At 72.9% G+C, this 23,531-nt stretch carries 18 protein-coding genes; 2 read left to right on the top strand and 16 right to left on the bottom strand.

The features are described from left to right. Nucleotides 1-189 precede the first annotated feature (189 nt). Nucleotides 190-972 (top strand): YqjF family protein, encoded by a 783-nt coding sequence (locus AC067U_RS18940; protein WP_478830867.1) that lies wholly within the window; start codon nt 190-192, stop codon nt 970-972. A 458-nt stretch (nt 973-1,430) separates the two neighbouring features. Next, nucleotides 1,431-3,635 carry a LamG domain-containing protein gene (locus AC067U_RS18935; protein ID WP_478830866.1) on the top strand — a complete coding sequence of 735 codons (2,205 nt, stop codon included), beginning with the start codon at nt 1,431-1,433 and terminating at the stop codon, nt 3,633-3,635. Between the two features lie 143 nt (nt 3,636-3,778). Here the strand turns inward: AC067U_RS18935 and lpdA are convergent, their stop codons facing one another. The 16 genes from lpdA to AC067U_RS18855 form a co-directional block, all read right to left on the bottom strand. Beyond that, nucleotides 3,779-5,182 carry a dihydrolipoyl dehydrogenase gene (gene lpdA, locus AC067U_RS18930; protein ID WP_478830865.1) on the bottom strand — a complete coding sequence of 468 codons (1,404 nt, stop codon included), beginning with the start codon at nt 5,180-5,182 and terminating at the stop codon, nt 3,779-3,781. Nucleotides 5,183-5,353: 171 nt separating this feature from the next. Then, nucleotides 5,354-6,043, bottom strand: a complete 690-nt coding sequence (locus AC067U_RS18925) for a spherulation-specific family 4 protein (protein ID WP_478830864.1) — start codon at nt 6,041-6,043, stop codon at nt 5,354-5,356. Continuing rightward, nucleotides 6,040-6,957 carry an NAD-dependent epimerase/dehydratase family protein gene (locus AC067U_RS18920; RefSeq protein WP_478830863.1) on the bottom strand — a complete coding sequence of 306 codons (918 nt, stop codon included), beginning with the start codon at nt 6,955-6,957 and terminating at the stop codon, nt 6,040-6,042. The genes AC067U_RS18925 and AC067U_RS18920 overlap by 4 nt, the downstream gene beginning before the upstream one ends. A gap of 7 nt (nt 6,958-6,964) precedes the next feature. Beyond that, nucleotides 6,965-7,678 carry a nucleotidyltransferase family protein gene (locus tag AC067U_RS18915; RefSeq protein ID WP_478830862.1) on the bottom strand — a complete coding sequence of 238 codons (714 nt, stop codon included), beginning with the start codon at nt 7,676-7,678 and terminating at the stop codon, nt 6,965-6,967. 31 nt (nt 7,679-7,709) lie between these two features. After that, complete coding sequence (locus AC067U_RS18910; RefSeq protein WP_478830861.1) at nt 7,710-8,711, bottom strand: GDP-mannose 4,6-dehydratase; 1,002 nt, start codon at nt 8,709-8,711, stop codon at nt 7,710-7,712. A gap of 100 nt (nt 8,712-8,811) precedes the next feature. Continuing rightward, on the bottom strand, nt 8,812-10,269 hold the full coding sequence (locus AC067U_RS18905) for a hypothetical protein (protein WP_478830860.1): 1,458 nt from the start codon (nt 10,267-10,269) through the stop codon (nt 8,812-8,814). Continuing rightward, nucleotides 10,266-12,140 (bottom strand): GT4 family glycosyltransferase PelF, encoded by a 1,875-nt coding sequence (gene pelF, locus AC067U_RS18900; protein WP_478830859.1) that lies wholly within the window; start codon nt 12,138-12,140, stop codon nt 10,266-10,268. Before pelF ends, AC067U_RS18905 begins: the two co-directional genes overlap by 4 nt. A gap of 85 nt (nt 12,141-12,225) precedes the next feature. Beyond that, nucleotides 12,226-14,373 (bottom strand): hypothetical protein, encoded by a 2,148-nt coding sequence (locus AC067U_RS18895; protein WP_478830858.1) that lies wholly within the window; start codon nt 14,371-14,373, stop codon nt 12,226-12,228. 418 nt (nt 14,374-14,791) lie between these two features. After that, on the bottom strand, nt 14,792-15,316 hold the full coding sequence (locus AC067U_RS18890) for a hypothetical protein (RefSeq protein ID WP_478830857.1): 525 nt from the start codon (nt 15,314-15,316) through the stop codon (nt 14,792-14,794). 388 nt (nt 15,317-15,704) lie between these two features. Beyond that, nucleotides 15,705-16,862: an agmatine deiminase family protein gene (locus AC067U_RS18885; protein ID WP_478830856.1), complete on the bottom strand. Its 1,158-nt coding sequence runs from the start codon at nt 16,860-16,862 to the stop codon at nt 15,705-15,707. A gap of 109 nt (nt 16,863-16,971) precedes the next feature. Continuing rightward, the gene (locus tag AC067U_RS18880; protein WP_478830855.1) at nt 16,972-17,799 is read right to left on the bottom strand and encodes an ABC transporter ATP-binding protein; all 828 of its coding nucleotides are present in this window, start codon (nt 17,797-17,799) and stop codon (nt 16,972-16,974) included. Then, nucleotides 17,783-18,787 carry an ABC transporter ATP-binding protein gene (locus AC067U_RS18875; RefSeq protein WP_478830854.1) on the bottom strand — a complete coding sequence of 335 codons (1,005 nt, stop codon included), beginning with the start codon at nt 18,785-18,787 and terminating at the stop codon, nt 17,783-17,785. The genes AC067U_RS18880 and AC067U_RS18875 overlap by 17 nt, the downstream gene beginning before the upstream one ends. After that, nucleotides 18,784-19,638: an ABC transporter permease gene (locus AC067U_RS18870; protein WP_478830853.1), complete on the bottom strand. Its 855-nt coding sequence runs from the start codon at nt 19,636-19,638 to the stop codon at nt 18,784-18,786. The genes AC067U_RS18875 and AC067U_RS18870 overlap by 4 nt, the downstream gene beginning before the upstream one ends. Then, a complete protein-coding gene (locus AC067U_RS18865) occupies nt 19,635-20,594 on the bottom strand; it encodes an ABC transporter permease (protein ID WP_478830852.1) in 960 nt (319 codons plus the stop codon). Before AC067U_RS18865 ends, AC067U_RS18870 begins: the two co-directional genes overlap by 4 nt. After that, nucleotides 20,591-22,309 carry an ABC transporter substrate-binding protein gene (locus AC067U_RS18860; protein ID WP_478830851.1) on the bottom strand — a complete coding sequence of 573 codons (1,719 nt, stop codon included), beginning with the start codon at nt 22,307-22,309 and terminating at the stop codon, nt 20,591-20,593. The genes AC067U_RS18865 and AC067U_RS18860 overlap by 4 nt, the downstream gene beginning before the upstream one ends. An 85-nt stretch (nt 22,310-22,394) precedes the next feature. Continuing rightward, a complete protein-coding gene (locus AC067U_RS18855) occupies nt 22,395-23,453 on the bottom strand; it encodes an agmatine deiminase family protein (RefSeq protein ID WP_478830850.1) in 1,059 nt (352 codons plus the stop codon). Nucleotides 23,454-23,531: the final 78 nt, after the last annotated feature.

Genomic DNA, 23,531 nt, shown 5'->3' with positions numbered 1-23,531 from the left:
CTGGCGGCCGAGTCGGGAGCTACTGCCGGGGGCGGCGGACCGCGGGGACTACTCCCGGGGGAGTACGGGAGCGGACCCTGCGGGCGAGGGGAGCAGGGCTGTGGGTGCCGCTGCGGCGTACGTCGCCGGCAGCGGCCGGTCGGCGCGGTCGGCGCGAGCCGCTCGGGGGCGCTCCGGAATACTGGCGCGATGCCGCAGCCACCGCTCGCCCGGAATCCCGAACCCATAACGGCCGACCCGCCCCACACCCCGGACCGCCCCCTGCTCACACAGTCCTGGCTGGATCTGGCCTTCCTGCACTGGGCTGCGGAACCCGACGCCGTAGCCCCGCTGCTGCCGGCCGGCACCCGGCCGGACACGCTGGACGGGGTGACGTACATAGGTCTCGTCGCCTTCCGGATGCACCGCGTGGGATGGTTCCGTCTCCCGGGCGTGCCCTATCTCGGCTCCTTCCCCGAGACCAACGTCCGCCTGTACTCCGTGGACGCCCATGGCCGGCGCGGTGTGGTCTTCCGTTCCCTCGACGCGTCCCGCCTGATTCCCGTGGCCGTCGGACGAGCGGCCTTCCGCCTCCCGTACGTCTGGTCCCGGATGGAGGTCCGCAGGGAGGGCGACACGGTCGCCTACACGAGCAGCCGACGCGGGCCCGGACCGCGCGGCGCGTACAGCAGGATCGCGATAAGGGTCGGCGAGCAGGCTGCGGAGCCGTCGGAGCTCGAGCACTTCCTGACCGCCCGTTGGGGCATGCACACCGCGCTCCGGGAGCGCCCGCTCTACCTCCCGAACTCCCACCCCCGCTGGCCCCTGCACCGTGCCGAGCTGCTCCACTGCGAGGAGAACCTCATCGCCGCGGCGGGCCTGCCGGCCCCGGTCGGGGCGCCTGTCAGCGTGCTGTACTCCCCGGGAGTCCCCGTCCGGTTCGGGCGCCCGCCCCGTCCGCCCGGCGGGTCCGCCGAGGATGCTCTCGGGTGAGGAGGGGTCACTCGGCGGCCTGATGATCACCGCAATGAACGGAAAGGGCCGCCCGGCTGACTTTTCGTCAATACACCATCACGCGCCGAGATTTCATTTCGATTCGATAACAGACCCTGCGGCGAAGCCCGGCCCGCCGCCCGCCCGGCCGGGCAACTCGCTTGGTCTACAAGCAAGTTGACTGATCATCAAGTGTAGTCAGGATGTAACAGTCAGATATCGCCGCGCCGGTTTCCATTTGCCCGAATTTTCCTGCGGTTCCCTCTGGCACCCTTTCGCCATCCCCTCCTCCAACCCTTGATCCCGAGGTGCTGATGGTGACCGAAAGACGTCGCGAGAGGCGTGCACAGCGCCGCCGGCCGGGTGATTCCGCAGGGCGCACCCGGCGCAGATCCAGGGGGCTGACGGCTGCCCTCGTCCTGTCGCTGGCGGGTGCCGGCGCCGGGATCGCCGTGGTCGTGACGCCGCACGCCTCGGCCGTCACGCCGCCGGTGTCCTTCACCGCCGACAACCTGCCCACCTGGCAGACCAACGGGATCGTATGGGCGATGGCCCAGGCGAACGGAACCGTGTTCACCGGCGGAACCTTCTCCGAGCTCCGGCCGCCCGCCGGCGCGGCCGGCACTCCGCAGCAGGCCGTGAACTTCGCCGCGCTGGACGCCGCCACGGGGAACCCCACCTCGTGCAAGCTGTCCTTCACCGCCACCAGCAGTACCGCGACCGTGCGCTCCCTCGTCGTCTCGAAGGACAAGAAGACCCTCTACGCGGGTGGACGGTTCGGCGCCGTCAACGGCGTCAAGGTCTCCAACGTCGCCGCGATCGACATAGCGGGCTGCACCCCGAAGGCGGCCTTCCACCCGGGCTTCTCCGCCACCGTGCGGGCCCTGGCCGTATCGGACAACACGCTGTACGCGGCAGGCGACTTCGGCACCGTCCAGGGCCAGTCCCGCCAGAAGTTCGCCGCGGTCGACGCCTCCACGGGGGCCCTGCGGCCCTTCACCGCGAACGCCGACGAGTCGGGCCGGGCCATCGAGCTCACCCCGGACGGCAAGAGCGTGCTGCTCGGCGGCGACTTCTTCACGGTCAACGGTTCGAACAGCCATGCGCTCGCGGTGGCGGACGCGGCGTCCGGTGCGGTGAAGAAGACGTACAACACCTTCCACCCCCTCTCGGTCGTCATGGACATCGCCACCGACGGGACCAGCTTCTACACGGGCAACCAGGGGAACGCCGGAGGCGTGTTCGACGGGCGCACCGCCTTCGACCTGGGCGACTTCAGCGAGCGGTGGCGCGACCGCTGCCTGGGGGCGACCCAGAACGTGCTGCCGTACGACGGGGTGCTCTACATCTCGTCCCACGCGCACAACTGCGCCACCGAAGGCGAGTTCCCGGACGACGGGAAGCGCCGCTACCTGATGGCGCAGCCCACCCACCACAAGGTCACGCCGGCTCCGGTGGACGGGTTCGTCCCCGGCACCCGCAAGCTCGGCTGGTTCCCCGCTGTCAACGGCGGTATCGGCGAGGGTGTCGGCCCGCGCGTCATGGCCGTCGCGACGAAGGGCGACACGGCGTACATGTGGGTCGGCGGTGAGTTCACCACCGTCAACAGCGGGCCCCAGCAGGGCCTGACCCGTTTCGCGTCCACCGGCGACGTCGGCGTGCCGACCACCCCGGTCGCGAGCGCGAGCAGCGTCAAACCCGGCGAGGTGCAGGTCCGCTGGCGCACCAGCTTCGACGCCGACGACAGCAGGCTGACCTACCGGATCTACCGCAACGGCGCGGCCACGCCCGTCCGCACGGTGACCGCCGACTCCGTGGAGTTCGAGCGGCGGCAGGCTTCCTGGACCGACACCGCGGTCACGGCGGGCCAGACCTACACCTACCGGCTCACGGCCACCGACGCCGCGGGCAACACGAGCGCCCGGTCGGCCACCGTCTCCGTGACGGTCCCGTCCTCGGTGCAGACGTACCCGAACCAGGTCCGAGCGGACGGCGCCACCCTGTACTGGCGCTACGACGACACCGTCAGCCCGTACGTGGCGGACTCCTCCAGCGGCGGCAACACCAGCGGCGTCCAGGTGGGCGCGCCCGCCCTGCGGCAGACCCCCGGCGCGGTCACCGGCAGCAGCACGGCCATGGGCTTCAACGGCACGAGCCAGCAGGTCCACAGCGACCACCGCCAGACCGTGGGCAGCTCCTACACCCTCGAGACGTGGTTCAGGACCGGCACCACGCGCGGCGGCAAGCTGATCGGGTTCGGCAGCCACACCACATGGCTCAGCAGCCAGTACGACGCACAGCTCTACATGACCGACACCGGTCGCCTGGTGTTCGGCGTGTACGCCGGATCGCCCTACACCCTCGCCACGCAGTGGTTCGACACGTACAACGACAACCGGTGGCACCACGTGGTCGCGACCCAGGGACCGGCCGGAATGACGCTCTACGTCGACGGGCAGAGCAAGGGCACGCTGAACGTCGCCGGTCACGGGGACTACACGGGCTACTGGCACGTCGGCGGCGACAACCTCGCCGGGTGGCCGGGCCGTCCGACGAGTGACCGGTTCGCGGGTCAGGTGGACGAGACGGCCGTCTACCCGAAGGTGCTCACCCCCGCCCAGGTCAAGAACCACTTCGAGGCGGCGACGACACCCTCGCAGTGATCCGGGCGTCCCTCGCGGACACCCGCTGGCGGGAGTCTCCCGTACACCCGGTACGGGAGACTCCCGTACCGGGTGCGCGACGGTGCCGGCGGGCGTGACGGCGCGGACGGATGCGTGGAGGTGTCCGGCGCGGTCGAGGATCGTCAGAAATTGATCATGTGTCCGGCGATGCCGTGGACCGCTTCCTTCACGGCCTCCCCCAGCGTCGGGTGCGCGTGGATGTTGCGCGCCACCTCGTGGACCGTGAGGTCCCACTGCTGGGCCAGGGTCAGCTCGGGCAGCAGCTCGGTGACGTCCGGGCCGATCAGGTGGGCGCCGATGATCTCGCCGTGCTCGGCGTCGGCGATGATCTTCACGAAGCCGGTGGAGTCGCCGAGGCCGTGCGCCTTGCCGTTCGCGGTGAACGGGAACTTGGCGACCTTGACGTCGTAGCCCTTCTCGCGGGCCTGGCTCTCGGTCCAGCCGAAGCTGGCGATCTGCGGCTGGCAGTAGGTGGCGCGCGGGATCATCGGGTAGTCGAGCTCCATCGTCTCCGCGTTCGCGATGGTCTCGGCGGCGACGACGCCCATGGCCTCGGCGGTGTGCGCGAGCATCAGCTTCGCCGTGACGTCGCCGATGGCGTGGATGTGCGGAACGGAGGTGCGGCAGCGGCCGTCGACCTCGATCGCGCCGCGCTCGGTGAGGGCGACGCCGGTTTTCTCCAGACCGTAGCCGGCGACGTTCGGCGCGAAGCCGATGGCCTGCAGGACCTTGTCCGCCTCCAGCACCCGCGGGCCGCCGTCCTTGCCGGTGACGGTCACCCGGACCTGCGGGCCGGACTCGTCGATGGACTCGACGCGGGTCGAGGTGAGCACGTCGATGCCGAGCCGGCGGTACTGCTTGGCCAGCTCCTTGGAGACCTCCTCGTCCTCCAGCGGGGCGATGCGGTCCAGGAACTCGACGATGGTGACCTTCACGCCGTAGTTGTGCAGCACGTACGCGAACTCGATGCCGATCGCGCCGGCGCCGGCGATGACGACCGACCCCGGGAGGTCCTCGGCGAGGATCTGCTCCTCGAACGTCACGACGCGCTCGCTGCGGGCGGTGCCGGGCAGCAGCCGGGGCGTGGCGCCGGTGGCGATGATGCAGTGGTCGAAGGTGACCGTCTGCGCGGTGCCGTCGGCGTGGGCGACCTGGAGGGTGTGCGCGTCGAGGAAGGTGCCCCGGCCGTCGAACTCGGTGATCCCGTTCTTCTTCATCAGGTAGTGGACGCCCTTGACGCGGCCGTCCGCGACCGTGCGGCTGCGGCGGAAGGCCTGGCCGTAGTCGAAGGTGACGGTGCCGTCGACCTGGATGCCGAAGGTCTTCGCCTCGTGGTGGAAGATGTGGGCGAGCTCGGCGTTGCGCAGCAGGGCCTTGGTCGGGATGCAGCCGACGTTCAGACAGACGCCGCCCCAGTACTTCTCCTCGACGACCGCGACCTGCTTGCCCAGCTGGGCCGCGCGGATGGCGGCGACATAGCCGCCGGGGCCGGCTCCGAGTACGACGACGTCGAAATGCTTGGACACGCGAGTTCCTCAATCCGGTGAACGAGTGTGAGCAAAAAGGTCCGTTGTGGGCCGTGGCCGTACCGTACGTCCTCTTGGACCGGCGGGGACCCCGGGACGTGAAAGTGTGACGAGGCCGCACCTGCGGACATGCGCGTGTCACCGGCCGGTAGCCGCTCTCCGGCAGCCGCCTCACGCCTCCTTCCGGTCCGGGCCGGAGGCGTCGGCCGGCAGCCGGAGGGCCGGGGTCGGCGCGGTCCAGGGGTTGGGGAGGTCGCCGGTGACCGGGCCCGCGACGGCCGCGCCGCGGTCGCGGGCGGTCCGTACGGCGAGGCTGGCGAGGGGTTCGGGGACGCCGTAGACCAGGTGGCAGAACCGCTCGGGCGGGTGCCGACGGGTCCACTCGGGTCTGCTGAACGAGGAGACGTACGTGGACCAGTGGCCCTCGAAGGTGACGACCAGGTCGGCGATCTTGAGATAGCCGGGCGCCGGGTGGACGCCCGGGTTGAGGACCACGGTCCCCGCACCCAGGCGCCGCATCGAGCGGACCAGCCGGCGGCAGGACCGCAGCCCCTCCCCCGTCGGCGAAGTCCGGTCCAGGAAGCAGCCGTCGACGCCGTACCAGTCGCGGTGCCGGAGGAACTCGGCGGTGTTCTCCGCCGCCGACCTGGCACCGTAGGCACTGTCGACGTAGCCCAGCAGCCGGGCGCCGGCCGCGTGCAGGGCCTCGGCCGCCGCCCGGTACGCGGGATCGGGCCGCGGGCCCGGACCGTTCGCGGGGTTGAGCACCACCGCGTGGGTCCGGGCCGCGGCCCCGATCAGCCGGGCCCAGGCTCCGGGATCCTCGGCCGGGTGCACGTACAACGGCACCAGGAGGCTCACGCGGCCGCGCCGTCGTCGCGGGCCGACGCCTCCCACAGTGAGCCGGCCATGTCGTCCAGCCGGTGTTCCGGACGCCAGCCCAGCGCCCGTGCCGCGGCGGTGACGTCGGAGCACTGCCACGACACGTCGGCCGAGCGGGCCGAACCGGCCCCGCCGCCGGCGTTCTCCTCGATCCCGCCCCGGAAGCCGGCCCGGAGGACCAGGGCGCGCACCAGCTCCCGGACCGGCACGGCCTCGCCGGAGGAGACGTTCAGCACCGGCGGCAGCGGCCCCCGGGCGGTGACGGCGAGCTCGGCCGCGTGGGCCAGGTCGCGGACGTCCACGAAGTCGCGGTACGCGGACAGGTCGCCCAGCCGCAGCACCGCGGCCGGGTCCGCGGCGGTCCCGCGCAGCAGGGCGGTGAGCCGGCCGGGCAGCCCGGTGGCCGGTGCACCGGGCCCCACCGGATTGCCCACCCTCAGCACCACCGCGTCCAGGCCGGAGGCCGTGACCGCGACGGTCCCGGCCAGTTTCGTCGCGCCGTACGGGGTCACCGGGCAGGCGGGGTCCGTCTCCGCCACCCGGGTTCCGGGGACGCCCGGGCCGTACTCGGCGGCCGAGCCCAGGTGGACCAGCCGCGCCGCCGGGGCCGCCTCCCGCAGTGCCGCGCACAGGGCGGCGGGGCCGCGGGCGTTGACCTCGGCGAGCGTGACCGGGTCGCCGCCGGTCGCGCCCGCGCAGTTCACCACGGCGTCGGGCGCCGCCGCAGCCAGGGTCTTCGCCAGCCGATCGGGGGGGTCGGCGGCGAGGTCGATGGCGAACTCGGCGCCCGGCGACCGGCCGCCGTCGAGGATCCGGGCGCCGGGCAGGGCGCCGAGCCGGTCCGCGACGTGGGCGCCCAGGTAGCCGGTGCTGCCCAGGACGAGGATGCGCATGACGTGCTCAGGCCCCCTTCAGCAACAGCGACTTGCGGCTGGTGAACTCGGCGTTGGCGCGGTCGTAGTCGTCGGGCCGGCCGATGTCCAGCCAGTAGCCGTCGAACTCGTAGGCGTGCGGCGGGTTCCCGTCCTTCAGCAGGTCCAGGACGAGCTCGTCGAAACCGAGCGGCAGCCCGGCGGTGTAGCCCTCCAGGGTCGCCCGGCTCAGCCCGTACACGCCCATGGAGACCCGGTAGTCCATGCTGGGCTTCTCGGTGAAGCCGACGACCCTGCTGGCGTCGGTGGTGAGCACGCCGAAGTCGATGTGCACCTTGCGCGGGTACGTGGCTATGGTCAGCGGCGCTCCCGATGCCTCGTGGCGGTGCAGCACGTCCGCGTAGTCGAGGTCGGTGAGGACGTCGCCGTTCATCACCAGGAATCTTTCCGGGAGCCGGTCCTTGAGGTTGAGCAGGGGGCCCATGGTGCCCAGCGGGCTCTCCTCGGTGGCGTAGTCGATGTGCATGCCCCACTGGGAGCCGTCGCCGACGTAGGCGCGGATGATCTCGCCCAGGTGGCCGATGGCGATGGTGCAGCGGGTGAAGCCGGCCGCCGACAGCTGGCGCAGCACGATCTCCAGGATGGCGTGCTGGTCGCCGATCGGGACGAGGGGCTTGGGCAGGGCGGTGGTGTAGGGGCGCAGGCGCACACCCTTGCCGCCCGCCAGGATCACTGCGTACACGGTGGTTCCTCCTGATGTCGTGCGGCCGGGGTCAGACGTTGTAGATGCCGGTCTTGTAGCGGGCCAGGTTGGCCGGGTCGCGGAAGAAGTCCGCGGTGTGCGCGAGTCCCCGCTCCAGGGTGTGGGCGGGCTCCCAGCCGGTGGCGGCGGTGAGCCTGGCCGCGTCCGCGACGAGCCGCATGACCTCGGAGGCGGCCGGCCGCAGCCGTTGGGTGTCCTCGCGCACGTCGAGCGGGGCGTCCATGACCTTGCCGATGAGGGCGACCAGGTCGCCGACGGAGATCTCGGTGCCGGTACCGGAGTTGAAGGTGCGGCCGACCACCTGCTCGGCGGGCGCGGTGCCGACGGCCAGGAAGGCGGCGGCGGTGTCCTTGACGTAGCTGAAGTCGCGGGTGGGCCGCAGGTCGCCGAGGGTGATGGTCCGTTCCCCGGCCGCCACCTGCCCGATGACGGTGGGGATCACCGCGCGCATCGACTGGCGGGGGCCGAAGGTGTTGAAGGGCCGCAGGGTCACCACGGGGGTGCCGAAGCTGGCGTGGTAGCTGTCGGCGAGCCGATCGCCGCCCGCCTTCGAAGCGGCGTACGGGGACTGGGTGTTGATCGGGTGGTCCTCGGTGATGGGGACCGTCTGCGCGGTGCCGTAGGTCTCGCTGGTGGAGGTGTGCACCAGGCGGGGGGTGCCGAGGGCGCGGACGGCCTCCAGCACGTTGAGGGTGCCGGTGACGTTGGTGTCCACGTAGCTGTGCGGCGCCCGGTAGGAGTACGGGATCGCGATGAGGGCGGCCAGGTGGTAGGCGCAGTCGGCGCCTTCGAGCAGGCCCCGGACGGAACCGGGGTCGCGGACGTCGCCCAGGACGATCTCCACCTGGTCGAGGACCTCGGGGGCCAGTGTCTCCAGCCAGCCGTACGAGGAGAAGGAGTTGTACTGGGCCATGGCCCTGACCCGGTGGCCGGAGGCGACCAGGGCCTCGGTGAGGTGCGAGCCGATGAAGCCTTCGGCTCCGGTGACGGCGGCGAGCGGGGTGGAGGTCAACCGACCTCTCCTTTCCTTTTCGGTGGGTGACGCGTGCGGTGCGGAGTGCGGGTTCCGCAGGGCGGGCCGGACCGGCGGGGTGGCGGGTCCGGCCGGGAGGTCAGGCGTGCGGGGCGGGGCGGCCGAGGAGCCACAGCACGCACCCGGTCAGGCAGAGTGCGGCGGCGCCGCTGCACACCGCCAGGACGTAGGGCTGCGGGGCGGGCCCGGCCAGGGTGACCGCCCCGGCGGTTCCCGCTGCCGCCAGGCAGACGAGGGCCGGGGGCCAGGCCGCCCCGAAGGCCTGGAGCAGCAGGGCCGTCCACAGCGTGGCCGCGAGCAGCGGCAGCGTGGCGGGGGCGGCCCCGGTGAGCAGGGCGGCGGGCACCAGGGGAACGGTGTAGGCGAGCAGGCACAGGGCGAGCACTCCGGTCGACCGCAAAAGGAAGCCACGGGGGGTCGCGGAGGCGGCGAGCGCGGCGCCCGACAGGCTCCGGTAGCGGTACAGCAGCCATTCGGCGGGTCCCATGCTCACCGTCAGGACGATCACCGCGTACGGCTCCCGTACGCCCTCCAGCAGCACCAGTACGCCGGCGGCCAGGCCGAACAGCCCGTAGGGCAGGGAGCGCAGCGGCGGCGGGCCGGCGGCCTCGCCGGCGGCGGCCGGGAGGCCGAGACGGGCGCGCAGGGACCGGCCCGCCACGGCCACCGTGGCGGCCAGGGCGAGCGCGGGGAGTCCGGCACGGAACAGCGGCCCGGGCTCCCACCAGGGCAGCACGGCGGCGCCCGCGAGGAGCGGTGACAGCGCGGCGAGCAGCAGGAACTCCTTGCCGAGGACGAGGAGCACGCCCGCGGCGGCCAGGTACAGCGACTGCGCGGCCGCCGCCCAGGTCACCGGCGAGCCCTGGGCGGGTACGGCGGCGGCCGCGGTGGCGAGGAGGGCGCCGAGCGGGGCGCCGCGGAGCAGGCTGCGGCCCGCTTCGCGCCGGCCCACCGCCATCCAGGCGTAGGCCCGGTGGCCGAGCGCCTGTCCCCAGGCCCAGGACAGGATCCCCGCGACGACGAGGGCGGCGGCGTGCTCGCCGGGGTGCCACAGCGGGGCGGTGAGCGGGTAGGCGAGGGCGGGCAGGGCGAACAGCACGCCGCGCAGCAGGCAGCGCAGGGTGTCCGGCTTCCAGGGATCGGGGACCGGGTCGGGCTCGGTGAAGACCCGGGGCACCCGTGCGTAGAGGGCGGCGGCGAGGGAGAAGATGTCGGGGTGCCCGTAGCGCTGCCGGATGGTGTCGGCGGACAGGCCGTCCGCCTCCAGCAGGGCGGCCACCTCGTAGGGGTGGACGGCGGGGCCGACCCGGTCGGCCATCTCCGCGGCGAGCCGGTCGACGGCCTCCTCGTCCCGGACGGGTCCGGGCAGCCGCAGCCCGAGGGTCACCGGGTCGGGCAGCCGCAGCGCCAGGGTCTCGCCCTCGCCGGCACGGGTGTGCGTCCCGGCGGTGTGGGCGGGACGCTTGGGCACGGCCAGCCGCAGCATCAGGGTGTCCTCCTGACGGCCGCGCGGTTCGAGGTCCATGGGCCCGCTCATCCGGCCAGGCTCTCTGCGCCGACGGAGGAGGAACTCCCGCTCACGGCCGGGGAGTCCGGCTCCCCGGGGGCGAGGGGCGCGACCGCGGTGCCGGTGCCCCGGCCGCTCCGGTCCTGCGGGGTGCCCGGGCCGACCGGGTCGTCCCCGTCGTCCGGCAGTGCCCAGGAGGGAACGTGCCGGCGGCTCCGCGAACCGGCGTTACCGGACGCGTCGCCCGCCGGGCGCTCGGCCGTGGCGAGGGCGACGGCGACGGCCGGCGGTGCCGCGGGCCCGGCGGCCGGTACGGCGGCGCGCGCCGCGGGCGGTGTCGACGCCGCGGCGGCGCGCCGCGCGGCCATGCCCGGTCCGGGGATGAGGGCGGGTGCCGCCGCTGCGGCCGGTGCGGCCGCCGCCTGCGCGGCCGGGCGGGATCCGTCGGCCCGCTCGCGGGCGGGCGAGCCCAGTTCCAGGTAGATGGAGCGGAAGGTGTCGATGGTCTGGCGCAGGGTGAACTGCTCGATGACGCGCAGCCGGGCCGCCTCGCCCATCGCGGCGCGGCGGGGGGCGTCACCCAGCAGTTCCACGGCGGCGGCGGCCATGGCGGCCGGGTCCCGCGGCGGTACGACGAGACCCGCCTCGCCGACGGCCTCGCGTACGCCGCCCACGTCGGTGGAGACGGTGGCCCGTCCGCAGGACATGGCCTCGATGAGGGTGAACGGGAAGCCTTCGCTGATGCTGGACAGCATCACGAGGTTGCCCGCCGCGTAGGCGTCCTTGATGTCCTCGACCCGGCCCTCGAAGGCGACGGCGTCCGCGTGCCCGAGCTCCGCGGCCAGGGCCTCGCAGCGTTCCCGGTAGGCCTCGCCGCCCCGCGGGGTGCCGCCGAACAGGCGTAGCCGGGCCTCCGGCACCTCGCGTCTGACCAGGTCGAAGGCGCGTATGAGGGTCTCCAGGTCCTTGATGGGGTCGACCCGGCCGGCCCAGCTGAGCGTGGGCACCTCCGGTTCGGGCCCGGCGGGCGGGAACGCGGCCGGGTCGACGCCGTTGTAGACGGTGCGGATGGCTCCCGGGTCGGCGCCGCCCTGTTCCTCCCACAGCCGGTTGTAGCGGTTGCCGGGGGTGATCAGGGCCGCCCGGCGGTAGCTCTCCTCCGCCAGCAGCCGGAAGAAGCCCAGGACGAGGGCCTTCACCGGCCACCGGTAGGGCGCGGTGCGGTAGCCGATGTAGCGCTCGCGCAGGTAGACCCCGTGCTCAGTGAGCAGCAGCGGGACGTCGTGCCGTTCGAGTCCGGCGAGCCCCGGGAGGACGGCGACACCGCCGCTGACCGCGTGCGCGACACCGTGCTGCGGGGGCGGTGTGGCGAGCGGGCGCAGCGCGTGTTCCAGCAGGGTGGTGGCGGTGAGTGCGTCGCGGAGGGTCGGCCGGGCCTCCCGGACGGCGAGTCCGGGCCGGTTCCAGACCGAGGCGAGGACGGTGATCGCGTGGTCGCCGCGCAGGTAGGGGCTCAGGGCTCCGTCCGCCGCGGCGCGCGCCATCGTGTAGAGGGCGGGCGGGAACCCGGTCTCGGCGCACGGGTCGAGGAGTGCGGTGAGGAACTGGTCGTACGCCTCGGTCAGCCGGCGCAGGGCGCGCCCGCGGGGCTGCCGCCCCTCGGGCGGGGCCCCCCACATCGGCACCGAACGCACGCTCTGGACGTGGCCGGGCAGGTCCCAGGCCACGGCTTCCCGGCCCGTGCCGGTGACCGCGATGACGTCGAAGTCGAGGTCGGGCATGCCCTGGACGAGCTGGTCGCACCAGACGCTGACCCCGCCGTGACTGTGCGGGTAGGTGCCTTCGGTGAGCAGGGTGACACGCGTGGCCGCAGGGCGTCGCGTGCCGTGGTGAACGTGCATGGGTGGGCTCCACAGCCGGGATGTGGGGTGGTCGGGCCGGTCGGCCGTCCCGGCCGCAGGGGCGGCCGGGACTCGCGTACGCCGGTCAGCCCAGAGGAGCGTCGGAGCTGCGTTCGCGCACGGCGGCGGGGACGTGGGTGCGCGGGGCGGGAGCGGTGGCCGGGGCCGGCCCGGTGAGCATGGCCGCGTCGTCCACGCCATCGGCCGCTGCCGGGGCATCCGCGGGAAGGGTGAAGGCGAGCGGTGTCCCCGTCGAGTCCGCCCAGCCGGAGACCCGGCCGGCGTAAGGGCTGCCGAAGGCCGCGGCACCCTGGCGGCTGCCGGGCTGCAGGGTGGCGGGGACCGCGAGGCCGTCCGGAGCCTCGACCGTGACGGTGGCGCCGATCCGGTACGCGGTGACCTGACCGGACCGGACGGCGTTCTTCCAGGCGGCGCGGCGCCGGAGTTCGGCTCCGACATCGCTCATCCGCGGGTTCTCCAGCGGGGTGTTGTCCGCGAAGAGGCCGGCGTACGTGTCCAGGACCCCGTCGAGCACCGGGTAGGCGATGCGTTCCTCGGCGAGGTTGGCCTGGTGGATGTAGTGCGGCTTCGGGTCGCCCGCGAGGACGTGGCGGAGGGCCATGCCGATCTCCTGCGGCACGATCTTCTCGGCGTACCCGGTGGCCGTGTTCAGGGGCGTGGTCAGGCAGGTGGTGGTGTCGGGGTGGTCCTCACAGATACCGCTGCCGCCCTGGGACCGGCTGGTGTAGATCCAGTTGTATTCGTCGACCAGTTCGGCGGCGCGGCCCACGTTGTAGTAGATGTTCATGGGGTAGCGGGCGACCGTTGCGGCCTGGCCGATGCGGCGCTGCTCGGGGTCGCGGGAGTTGTCCGAGCCCAGCCAGGTGACGCCGTTGTCGGCCAGGGCGGGCGCCAGGTTCGGGTTGTCCTCGGGCTGCTGCGGCAGGATCTTCATTCCCGAGTGCTCGCCGGTGATCAGTTCGTCGTTGTGCAGGGGCAGTCCGTTGGTCTGGCCCCAGACGCGGTTGAGGGCGATCTCGTCGCTGATGTCCTGCCGGCTGACCCACTTGGTGGAGCCGTCCGGGTTCGTGGCGCATTTCCACGGCACGACGCTGGTCTCCTGCTCGCAGCCGAGGTAGGCGTGCGTGTAGGTGTGGTTGATCCAGCGGAAGCGGTCTCGGTCGGCGACCAGCTTGGCGGCGAGGTGGTCGACGCCGTCGCCGCCCTCCCGGTGGTCGAGCGTGCCCTCAGCGTTGTAGGCCAGGTCGAGGGTGAAGCCCCGGCGGGCCTGCCAGTCCGCGGCGTGTTCGGCGTCGGCGGCCGTCATGCGGATCACACTGGTGCTGCCCGCGCCGTCCTCGCAGTCCATGGCGCCCGGCGTGCAGTCGAGTTCGGTGTTCCAGCGGGCGTCGGCGGCGAACACGTCGTCGACGTGCACGGAGAAGTGGTTGCGGGAGGCGCCCAGGTGCACCCCTCCGGTCATCCACTCGACGATGCCGCGGGCCAGCAGCCGGAACTGCTGCTGGTACTGGCTGTAGACGAAGGTGACGACGAGTTCGCGACGGCCGTCGTGCCGGTACTCGCCCACCAGCGAGCCCCGTCGCGGCGTACCGGGGATGGGCGCGTCGACGTAGGTGGTGAAGTCGGCGCCCGGCGCCGGCTGCGCGAGATAGGCGTAACTCTCGTTGACCGTCGGCGAATTGTTCTCGAAGGGCACGGAGCCGTCGAGGTAGCCGAACGGGCCGCCGCGGCCTGCCTGGGTGACCGAGGCGGACACCCCGTCGAGGCTGCCCGCGTAGCCGCCGACGGCGAAGTACTGGAGACCGACCTGGGGCCGGGAGTAGGTGTACGCGTCGACCTGCGGGATGCCGTAGGTCCGCTCGTAGGCGGCGAGCGCCGCCATCTCGGCGGAGCCGGCCGGGAAGGGGTTGTCGTTGGGCAGGACGACGGCCTGGTACTTGGCGCGCGGCCGGCCGTCCACGGTGTCGGCGAGGAAGGCCGCGTCGATGGTGGGGCGGCCCGATCCGGTCAGGTCGATCTCGGTGTACGGGGTGCCGGTCGAGGCCAGTTCGGCCGCGATGGCCGCGGTGGCCGGCCCTCCGTCGCTCACGACCAGCACCCTCAGGTCGGTGCGGGGTGCCGGGGTGTCGGCCTGCGCCGTTCCGGCGGGCAGGCCCAGCGCGGCGATGAGTGCGCCCGCCGTGAGCATGGCGGTGCGTATGGTCCGCTTCATGCGGTGTAGTCCCCTCCCAGACAGGGGTGAGCACAGCTCGCGCGGAGCGGACGTCCCCCCTTGCGCGACGCCGGCACCCCCTCAGAAGCCAGTCGTCGACGCATCCGTCGCGTCACATGGTGGTGTCTCTGTGTAGCCTTTGTGGTGATGTTGCGAAAACCGGCGGAAAAGAGCAGGCGCACAGGAGGCGCACAACTCGCCTGCCACCAGGCATAGTTGGCGGCTGCGTACAACCGGGGCCGGTTCGCCCGCGGGGACCCGGGAGCGCGCGGGGGGCAGTGCGCGCTGGTCCGGGCCCCACGACGCGCCCCGGTGGACCGCAGCGGTCCACCGGGGCGGGATTCCGTTGTAGAGACCACGCGGGGCGCCGGGCCTTCGCCCATTTCCGGCCATCTCGGCGTGGCGGCTTGACGGTACGTCAGGCGCAGGCGACGCGCGTTTCGGGAGTGAACACCGGGCCACCGGTGGTGCTGGTGGAGTCGCTGAACTCTGCGTAGTAGTAGCTGTAGAAGCCGATGTTTCCGTTGCAGCCGGAGTCGGCGGCCACCTGGAGGGTCAGCGTGACGGTGCGACTCTGGCCGGGCGGGATGGTGGCGCCGTAGTTCCCCCCGAGGTTGGCCGGTCCGGTGCCGGAACAGGGGGTGCTGCCGGAGGCGGTGGCCAGACTGCACCCGGTGAAGCTGTACTTCAGGTCGGGGCGCTGGGTGGTGAGCCACGTCGGGTCGATGGTCTGGTAGACGAACCAGATGTCGTAGGTCTTGTTGTTGGTGATCGTCATCGACAGGTTCACCGTGCCACCGGGGGTGGTGGTGGCGCTGCTGGTGCTAAATGAGAGCGCGGCCGGCGCGGGGTCGGCGCTCGCGGCGGGGGCGAAGCCGAAGAGGGCGAGGACGAAGGCGAGGGCGGCGGCGAGGCCGAGACGGCCCGTCAGAGGTGATCTCATGGCCCGGGAGGCTAGGCAGAACACGAGCGCGCCGTCTGCCCCGCCGGGAAGGGCGCGACGGCGGATCGGCCGGAAGTGGTCCCCGTGTGAAGGTCCCGTGATGAAGGTGTGAAGGAAGATCACGGAACGTACGCGCCAGCATACGGGGCGTGCGGGCCGTGCGCCGCCGGAACGTCCGGCCCCGCGCACCCCTCGGGACGCTTTGGCGCACACCCGACGTACGACCCGGGGGAACGGGCCGTCCCGCCCCGGCACGCGCCGTGGATTCCCGGTCATCGTGGCGCATTCCGCCCTGGGCACGGCCGCCCGGCACGGATCGTGCCGGGCGGCCGCTGCGGTGGTGCCGGGTGAAGGCACCGGTGCGCAGACACCGGTGCGCCGTGCCCCGTTACGGGACCGGCTGCTGCTGGGTGACGCAGTGGATTCCGCCGCCGCCGGTGCCGAGGCGGTCGATGTTCAGCTGTTCGACGACGCGGCCGGGGAAGAGACGGGTGAGGGTGGCCTTGGCGGCGGTGTCCGCGCGGGTGTCGCCGAAGTGGGCGGAGATCACGGCGCCGTTGCAGACGTAGTAGTTGGCGTAGGAGGCGAGGAAGTCCGGGTTGGAGGAACGGATCCGGTAGTAGTCGGGGCCCTGGAGCTGGTCGACCGTCATGCGGGTGCCGTTCGCGGCGGTCGCGGAGGACAGGATCTGGTACTGCTGCCGGGCGTCCTTGGCGTAGACGTCGTTGTCCGTGGCCAACGGCATCTGGACGAGGGCCCGGCCGGGGGCGAGGAACCGGGAGGTGGCGTCCACGTGGTCGTCGGTGATGTCATGGCCCCGGACGCCGTCGAACCAGATGACCTTGGAGGCGCCGTAGGCGGTGCGCAGGGCCGCCTCGATCTGCGCCTGTGACATGCCGGGGTTGCGGTTGCCGTTGACCAGGCTGCTGCGGGTGGCCATGAGGGTGCCCGCGCCGTCCTGTTCGACGGCGCCGCCCTCGCCCACGAGGGCGGCGGAGGTGAACGGGACACCCGCGTAGGCGGCGACGCGGCCGGCGACCAGGGCGTCCCTGGTGTGGGTCTGGCGGTTGCCCCAGCCGTTGAAGTTCAGGCCGACCGCGTCCAGGCCGCCCGCCCCGTCGGTGCGGAAGACCGGACCGGAGTCCCGCATCCAGCAGTCGTCTACGGGGATGGAGGTGAGGACGGTGACGGCCGGACCGCACAGGGAGCGGGCGCGGGCGGCGCTGCCGGAGTTGGCGCACAGGTAGACCGGCTCGTACCTGGCGATGGTGCGGGCGATCAGGGCGATGTCCGCCTGGACGCCGGAGAGCTTGCCGCCCCAGATGGAGGTGCTGTCCGGCCAGGCCATCCAGGTGCGGGTGTGGCGGACGTCCTCGATCGGGACACGGAAGGCACCGGCGGCCGGGGCGGGTCGGGTCGCGGCCCCGGCCCGGCCTTCGGCCGTGGCGAGGGCGGCGGCCACGGCGGTGAGCCCGGCCGCCGCCAGGAATCCGCGTCTGTCCATGCCCGCGCGCGGCGGGTTCACTGCGTGGTCGTGGTCGTTCATGAGGGGTCTCCTTCGATCTGGTACAACTCCGCTCACGCATAAGGGGAGTTGGCTGGAAGGGGAGAACGGGCGGGGCGGTCCCGCCCGGCCGGGCCGTGGGGTGCCCGGCTCACAGGGCCCGGCGGGCCGCGGCGATCGCCTCGGGGTCCCATCCGGGGCGGGGTACGGATTCCAGCAGCAGCCGGGTGTACGGGTGCCGGGGTGCCGCCAGCACTTCCTCCGTGGCGCCCTGTTCGACCACGGCGCCGTGGCGCATCACCACGATCTCGTCGGTGACGCACCGGACGACCCCGAGGTCGTGGGTGATGAACAGGTAGCCGATCCCGGTCTGCTCCCTGATGTCGGCCAGCAGGTTGAGGATCTGGGCCTGGACGGAGACGTCGAGGGCGGCGACCGCCTCGTCCAGGACGAGGACGGCCGGTTCGACGGCCAGCGCCCGTGCGATGGCGACCCGCTGGCGCTGGCCGCCCGAGAGGTGCCGGGGCAGGGCTTCGGCCGCCCGGGTCCCCAGGCCCACCTGGTCGAGCAGTTCCCGTACCCGCCGCGCGTGGTCGCGCCCCGGGAAGTGCAGGCCGAGGGTCTCGCGCAGGGCCGCCCCGACCCCGGTGCGCGGGTCGAGGGAGAGGTAGGGGTCCTGGAAGACCATCTGGACCTCCCGGGCGCGGGCCAGCCGCGCGGCCCGCCCGCGGCTGCGCCCGTCCCGGGGCCGGCCGCGGACCAGTACCTCGCCCGCGTCGGCCCGTTCCAGGCCGACGACGATGCGGGCGGTGGTCGTCTTGCCGGAGCCGGACCCGCCGACGATGCCCAGCGATCCGCCTTCGGGGAGGGCGAAGGACACCTGGTCCACCGCGCGGACGTCCCCGTAGGCGCGGCGCAGTCCCCGGACCTCCAGGACATGGGGCGTGGCCCGCCCGGTCCGGTCAGTGCTGTCGGGCATCGGCGGGGCTCCCTTCGAGCCGGTCGCTGTGGTGGCAGGCGGCCGCGTGGCCGGGCCGTTCCGGGACCTCCGACGGCAGCGGCGCGGTGCGGTCGCAGACCTCCGTGGCGAGGGGGCAGCGGACGGCGAAGGCGCAGCCGGGGAGGGGTTCCCGCAGCTCCGGCGGCTGCCCGTCGATGGCGGCGAGCCTGCCGCGGGGACCGTCCATCCGCGGGGTGGCGGCCAGGAGCGCAGCCGTGTACGGGTGCCGGGGGCGCGCGAACAGGGCCTCGGCGGGGCCGGTTTCGGCGATCCGTCCGGCGTACATGACGTAGACCCGGTCGGCGATGGCGGCGGCGAGGTCGAGGTCGTGGGTGACGAACAGCAGGCCGGTGCCGAAGCGCCGGCGGAGTCCGGCCAGCAGGGCGATAACCTCGGCCTGGCTGGTGACGTCCAGGGCCGTGGTGGGCTCGTCGGCCAGCAGCAGCGCGGGGTCCCCCATGAGGGCGGCGGCGATCACCACCCGTTGCAGCATTCCGCCGGAGACCTGGCCGGGGTACTTGCCCAGGACGGAGGCGTCCAGGCCTACGGCCCCGAGCAGGTCCAGGGCCCGGGAGCGGGCGTCGGCCGGCCTCATGGCCCCGGTCAGGGTGACGCTCTCGGTGAGGAAGTCGCCGATGCGGCGGAGCGGGTTGACGGCGGCGCGCGGGTCCTGGAAGACCATGGCCGCGGTGCCGGCCCGTACGGCGCGCAGGGCGGCGGCGTCCATCGCCAGGACGTCTCCGCCGCCTACCCGGACCGTGCCCTCGGCGGCCGCGCCGGGCGGCAGCAGGCCGAGCGCGCTGCGGGAGGTGATGCTCTTGCCGGAACCTGACTCGCCGACGAGGGCGACGGTCTCACCGGCGGCGACGGTGAGGTCGACCCCGTCGATGACGGGGCGCACGGGGCGGGCGGTTCCGGGGGGCAGGGTGACCGTCAGCCCCCGGATGTCGAGTGCGGCTGTGCTCATCGGTCCCTCCTGGCGACCCGGTCGGCCCAGCGTTCGCCGGCCACGTTGAAGGCGACCACGGTCAGCACGATGGAGGCGCAGGGCAGGACCGCGGACAGGGGGTACCCGTGCTGGATCGCGGTCTGCCCGTCGAAGACCATGCGGCCCCAGTCGGGGGTGAGCGCGGGGACGCCGAGCCCGAGGAACGACAGTCCGGCGAGGTCCATCAGGGCGTAGCCGAAGTTGATGGTGGATTGGGCGAGGACGACGGGCGCGATGTTGGGCAGGACGTGGCGCAGGCAGATCTGCAGGGCGGAGTGGCCCTGGACCCGGTAGGCGCTGACGTAGGGGCGGGACCGCTCGGTGAGGACCAGCGAGCGGGTGAGGCGGCTGACGTAGGGCAGGTAGGCGACGGCGAGGGCGACCACCGGGGCGAGCAGTCCCTCCCCGTACACCGAGATGATCAGGATCGCGAGGAGCATGCCGGGGAAGGCGAAGACCAGCTCGGTGCCACGGGAGAGGACCGAGTCGAGCCAGCCGCCCCGCCAGGCCGCGGCGGTGCCGACGGCCACTCCGGCGAGGGTGGAGAAGACGACCACGCCGAGCGGGCCGAGCAGGGAGGTCCGGGCGCCGAGCAGCAGCCGGGAGAAGGTGTCCCGGCCCGCGGCGTCCACGCCGAGGGGGTGTTCGGCGGAGGGTCCGGCGAGGGCGTTGCCCAGGTCCACGGCGTTGGGGTCGTGGGGGAGGAGCCAGGGCGCGAGCAGCGCGGCCAGGACGACCAGGGCCACGGCCGCCAGACAGAGGAGGTGGAGCGGGGAACGTGCGGTGCGGATCCGGGCGAGGCCGGGACGCCGGGTGAGGACGGCGGTCATACGGCGGCCCCTCTCGTGCCGAGGGTGACCCGGGGGTCGACGAGGGGCAGCAGCAGGTCCACCACCAGGTTCACGGCCATGAAGAGGGCGACGATGATCAGCGAGATGGCCTGGACCGTCGGGAAGTCCTTGGTGGTGGTGGACAGTTCGAGGAGCTGGCCGATGCCGCCGACGCTGAACGCGGTCTCCACCAGGATGGTGCACACCAGCAGGGTGGAGACGATCAGACCGCCGGTGGTCAGCACGGTGCCCAGGGAGTTGCGGAAGACGTGGCGGCGGATGACCTGTCGCTCGGGGACTCCGCGGCTGCGGGCGACGGTGACGTGCTCGCTGTCGAGCGCTTCGAGCATCGCGGACCGGGTGACCCGGGCGAGCATGCCGATCAGGTAGAGGGCGAGGGCGGTGGCGGGGAGCGCGAGGTGCCACAGCCGGTCCGGGAAGCCCTCGCCGGCGCCGCTGCTGGGGAACCAGCCCAGTTCCACGGCGAACAGGCCCTGGAGCAGGACGGCCGCCACGAAGGACGGGGTCCCGACGGCGAGGGTCGTGGTGAAGAGCACGGCGGAGTCGGCGGCCCCGCCGCGGACCGCCGCGAGGCGGCCGAGGAACAGGCCGACGGCCACCACCACGGCGAGCGCCATGGTGACGAGCAGCAGGGTGGTGGGGAGTCGGTCGGCCAGCAGCCGGGACACGTCGGTGCGGTAGGTGAGGGACCGCCCGAAGTCGCCCTGGAGCACGTCGCCGAGCCAGTGGGCGTACCGGACGAGGAACGGGTCGTCGAGGTGGTACTGCGCGTTGATCGCGGCGAGCGCCTCGGGTGAGGCGGACCGGCCGGAGAGCAGGAAGCTCGCGGGGTTGCCGGGTGCCAGGTCCATGGCTCCGTAGACGACGAACGAGGCGACGAGGAGGGTGGCGGCCATCTCCGCCAGGCGTCGTGCGGCGAATCGGACGAAGCTCACTGCGCGGCCCCCACGGCGGCGGCCCACGGGTGGTACATGTACGAGATCGTGGTGGGGGCGCCGGTGATCCGCTTGTTCATGAACAGCGAGGTGGGCCACTCGGCGACGGGGATCCACAGCAGCCGTTCCGCGGCGTGGCGCTGGAGTTCGGCGGTGATCTCCATCCGCGGCCCGGGCTGGTAGGCGGCGGTGGCCCGGTCGACGAGCCGGTCGTATGCGGGGTCGCTGTAACCGGCGAAGTTCATGTACGCGCCGGTCCTGAAGTTCGTCAGCAGGTCGAGCGGGTCGGTGATCGAGTCGTAGTACGTGAGCGGGAACATGTCGATGCCCTCGCGTGCCTGGGGATCGGTGAACAGCGCGGTGAAGGCATTGGGCGCGATGGTCTTCAGGCGGATGTCCAGGCCGATCTGCGTCCCGGCGGCCTGGACGGCGGTGGCGAGGAGGGAGACGTCCTGGCCGATCGAGCTGGTGGCCACGGTCAGGGTCTTGCCGGAGGCGCCGGCTTCCTTCACCAGGGCCTTGGCCTTCTCGATGTCCTGGCCGGTGGGCGGCAGGCCGTCGAAGGCGGTCTTGAGGGTCTGCTCGGGTGCGGCGGCCCAGGCGGCGCGGGTGGTGAGGGAGTGGGTGACGGTTCCGGCGCCGCCGAGTCCGGCCTTGACGAAGCCGGTGCGGTCCAGGGCCAGGGACAGGGCACGGCGGACGCGGACGTCGCCGAGCGGGCCCTTGATGTTGGTGACGTTGACGTTGACGGTGCTGAGGCCCTCGCCGAACCAGAGGGTTCCGGTGCCGCTGTCGCGCAGCCGGGCGTAGCTCTCGGTGGGGATCAGGTATCCGCCGTCGACCTCCCCGCTGAGCAGGGCGTTGGTGCGGGCGGAGGGGTCGGTCAGGACGCGGAAGACGGCCTTCTTGGCCTTGGCCCTGGTGCCCCAGTAGCCGTCGAACCGGTTGAGCTCGATGGACTGGCCCTTGGTCCAGGTGCCGAGCGCGAAGGGGCCGGTGCAGGAGAGGCCGCCGGCGGTTCCGTAGTCCTTGCCCGCGGCCTCGATCCCGGCCTTGGAGGCGACGACCCCGGCGGCGGTGGCCATGTACTGCGGGAACTGGGAGTCGGGCTTCTTGAGTTTGACGGTGACCTGGAGCGGGCCGGTCTTGGCGACGGAGGCGACGTTCTGGAACACCTGGGCCCAGGCGGCGGCGTTCTCGGGGTCCATCTGCCGGCCGAGGCTGAAGACCACGTCGTCGGCGGTCATTTCCCCGCCGTCGTGGAAGCGCACCCCGGGGCGGAGGTCGTAGACCCAGGTGGTGGGGTCGGGGTTGGTGGCCTGGCGGGCGAGGCCGGGCTCGGTGGTGAGGCCCGGGGTCCAGCGCATCAGGCTCTCGCACACGTTGGACAGGACGGTGTTCTGCGGGTAGTCGAAGGCCACCGTGTAGTCGAGGGTGGGCGGTTCGGCGTAGACCGCCCAGCTGAAGGAGTCGATCTCGCCCTTGGCCTCCGGGGTGGAGGCGGCCAGCTTGACGTCGCTGACGCCGCCGGGGCCGTCCTTCGGTGGTCCGGCGCAGGCCGCGAGCAGGGCGAAGGAGGTCAGGACCGCGGTGACGGCGGCGGTGGTGGTGGTGCGGATGCGGCCGGGGCGGCGGCCGCGGGCGGGACCGGCGTCGGGGCTGGGGCTGGGGCTGGGGCTGGGGCGTCTGCTCGTACGCGGTGGGGAGGTGGTCATCGTCGCGCTCTCTTTTCCGTGGCGGATGCGGTGGGGAGGAGCGGGCGGACCGCCGGGGCGGTCCGCCGTGAGCTGCCGGGCCGGGTCAGCCAGTGGCGGCGGGGACGGGGGCGGTGCCCGGGGTGGCATCGGTGTCGGTGGTGCGCGCGACGGGGATCTGCTGGGTGATGCAGTGGACTCCGCCGCCGCCGAAGGCGATGGCGAGCGCCCGGACGCCGACGACCTTGCGGCCGGGGTGGGCGGAGGCGATGACGGCCAGGGCCTGCTCGTCCTGGGGCACGCCGGCCACCGGGACGACGACGCCGCCGTTGGCGACGTAGTAGTTGAGGTACGACACCTCGACCATGCCGTCGGCGAGGTCGGTGAAGGCCGTCTGCGGCACCTCGATGATCTCCAGGCGGCGGCCGCGGGCGTCGGTGACGGCCTCCAGTACGGCCCGGTTGGCGCGCATCCGGGCGTGGTCGGGGTGGGCCGGGTCGGAGGGGAGGGAGACGACGACCGTGCCGGGTGCGGCGAAGGCGCAGACGCCGTCCACATGGCCGTCGGTCTCGGTGTCGAGCAGGCCGCCGTACGGCAGCCAGATCACCTTGGTGACCCCGAGCCTGGACTTGAGCTCGGCCTCGATCTCGTCACGGCTCATGCCCGGGTTGCGGTTGGGGTGCAGCAGGCACTGCTCGGTGGTGATCAGCGTGCCCTCGCCGTCGACGGTGATCGCGCCGCCTTCGAGGATCATCCCGGAGGGGATGCGGTCGGTCCCGAGGTGTTCCAGCAGCAGGGCGCTGACCCGGTCGTCGGCGTCGTAGGGGTGGTGCTTGCCGCCCCAGGCGTTGAAGCGGAAGTCCACGCCGGCCCGCCGGCCCTCCCCGTCGAGGACGAAGAGGGGGGCGGAGTCGCGGAACCAGGAGTCGTCCAGCGGCAGCTCGATGACGGTGACGGAGTCGCCGCAGTGGGCGCGGGCGTCCTCGCCGTGGCCGGGCGGGGCGACCATCGTGACGGGTTCGAAGGCGGCGATGGCACGGGCGACATCGGCGTACTCGTGCTTGACGTCGGCCAGCACGCTGCCCCAGAGGTCCGGGCGGGTGGGCCAGGCCATCAGGCAGCCCTCGTGCTCGGTCCATTCGGCGGGCATACGGTATTCGGCCATCAGGTGTCTCATTTCTCGGGTGGGCGGAGTCTCGCATTCGACTGAAAATTCAGTCAAGAGCGAGGGCGAACGGAAGCC

Source organism: Streptomyces sp. NPDC043853, from assembly GCF_056436025.1.
The sequence above is the reverse complement of the archived record's forward strand: the minus strand, read 5'-3'. Positions and strand labels throughout refer to the sequence as shown.

Bases quoted from the DNA above. Each gene is read 5' to 3' on its own strand.
- AC067U_RS18940 (WP_478830867.1), top strand. From the start codon at position 190: ATGCCGCAGCCACCGCTCGCCCGGAATCCCGAACCCATAACGGCCGAC.
- AC067U_RS18920 (WP_478830863.1), bottom strand. From the start codon at position 6,957: ATGCGCATCCTCGTCCTGGGCAGCACCGGCTACCTGGGCGCCCACGTC.
- AC067U_RS18905 (WP_478830860.1), bottom strand. From the start codon at position 10,269: ATGAGCGGGCCCATGGACCTCGAACCGCGCGGCCGTCAGGAGGACACC.
- pelF (WP_478830859.1), bottom strand. From the start codon at position 12,140: ATGCACGTTCACCACGGCACGCGACGCCCTGCGGCCACGCGTGTCACC.
- AC067U_RS18895 (WP_478830858.1), bottom strand. From the start codon at position 14,373: ATGAAGCGGACCATACGCACCGCCATGCTCACGGCGGGCGCACTCATC.
- AC067U_RS18890 (WP_478830857.1), bottom strand. From the start codon at position 15,316: ATGAGATCACCTCTGACGGGCCGTCTCGGCCTCGCCGCCGCCCTCGCC.
- AC067U_RS18885 (WP_478830856.1), bottom strand. From the start codon at position 16,862: ATGAACGACCACGACCACGCAGTGAACCCGCCGCGCGCGGGCATGGAC.
- AC067U_RS18880 (WP_478830855.1), bottom strand. From the start codon at position 17,799: ATGCCCGACAGCACTGACCGGACCGGGCGGGCCACGCCCCATGTCCTG.
- AC067U_RS18875 (WP_478830854.1), bottom strand. From the start codon at position 18,787: ATGAGCACAGCCGCACTCGACATCCGGGGGCTGACGGTCACCCTGCCC.
- AC067U_RS18870 (WP_478830853.1), bottom strand. From the start codon at position 19,638: ATGACCGCCGTCCTCACCCGGCGTCCCGGCCTCGCCCGGATCCGCACC.
- AC067U_RS18860 (WP_478830851.1), bottom strand. From the start codon at position 22,309: ATGACCACCTCCCCACCGCGTACGAGCAGACGCCCCAGCCCCAGCCCC.
- AC067U_RS18855 (WP_478830850.1), bottom strand. From the start codon at position 23,453: ATGGCCGAATACCGTATGCCCGCCGAATGGACCGAGCACGAGGGCTGC.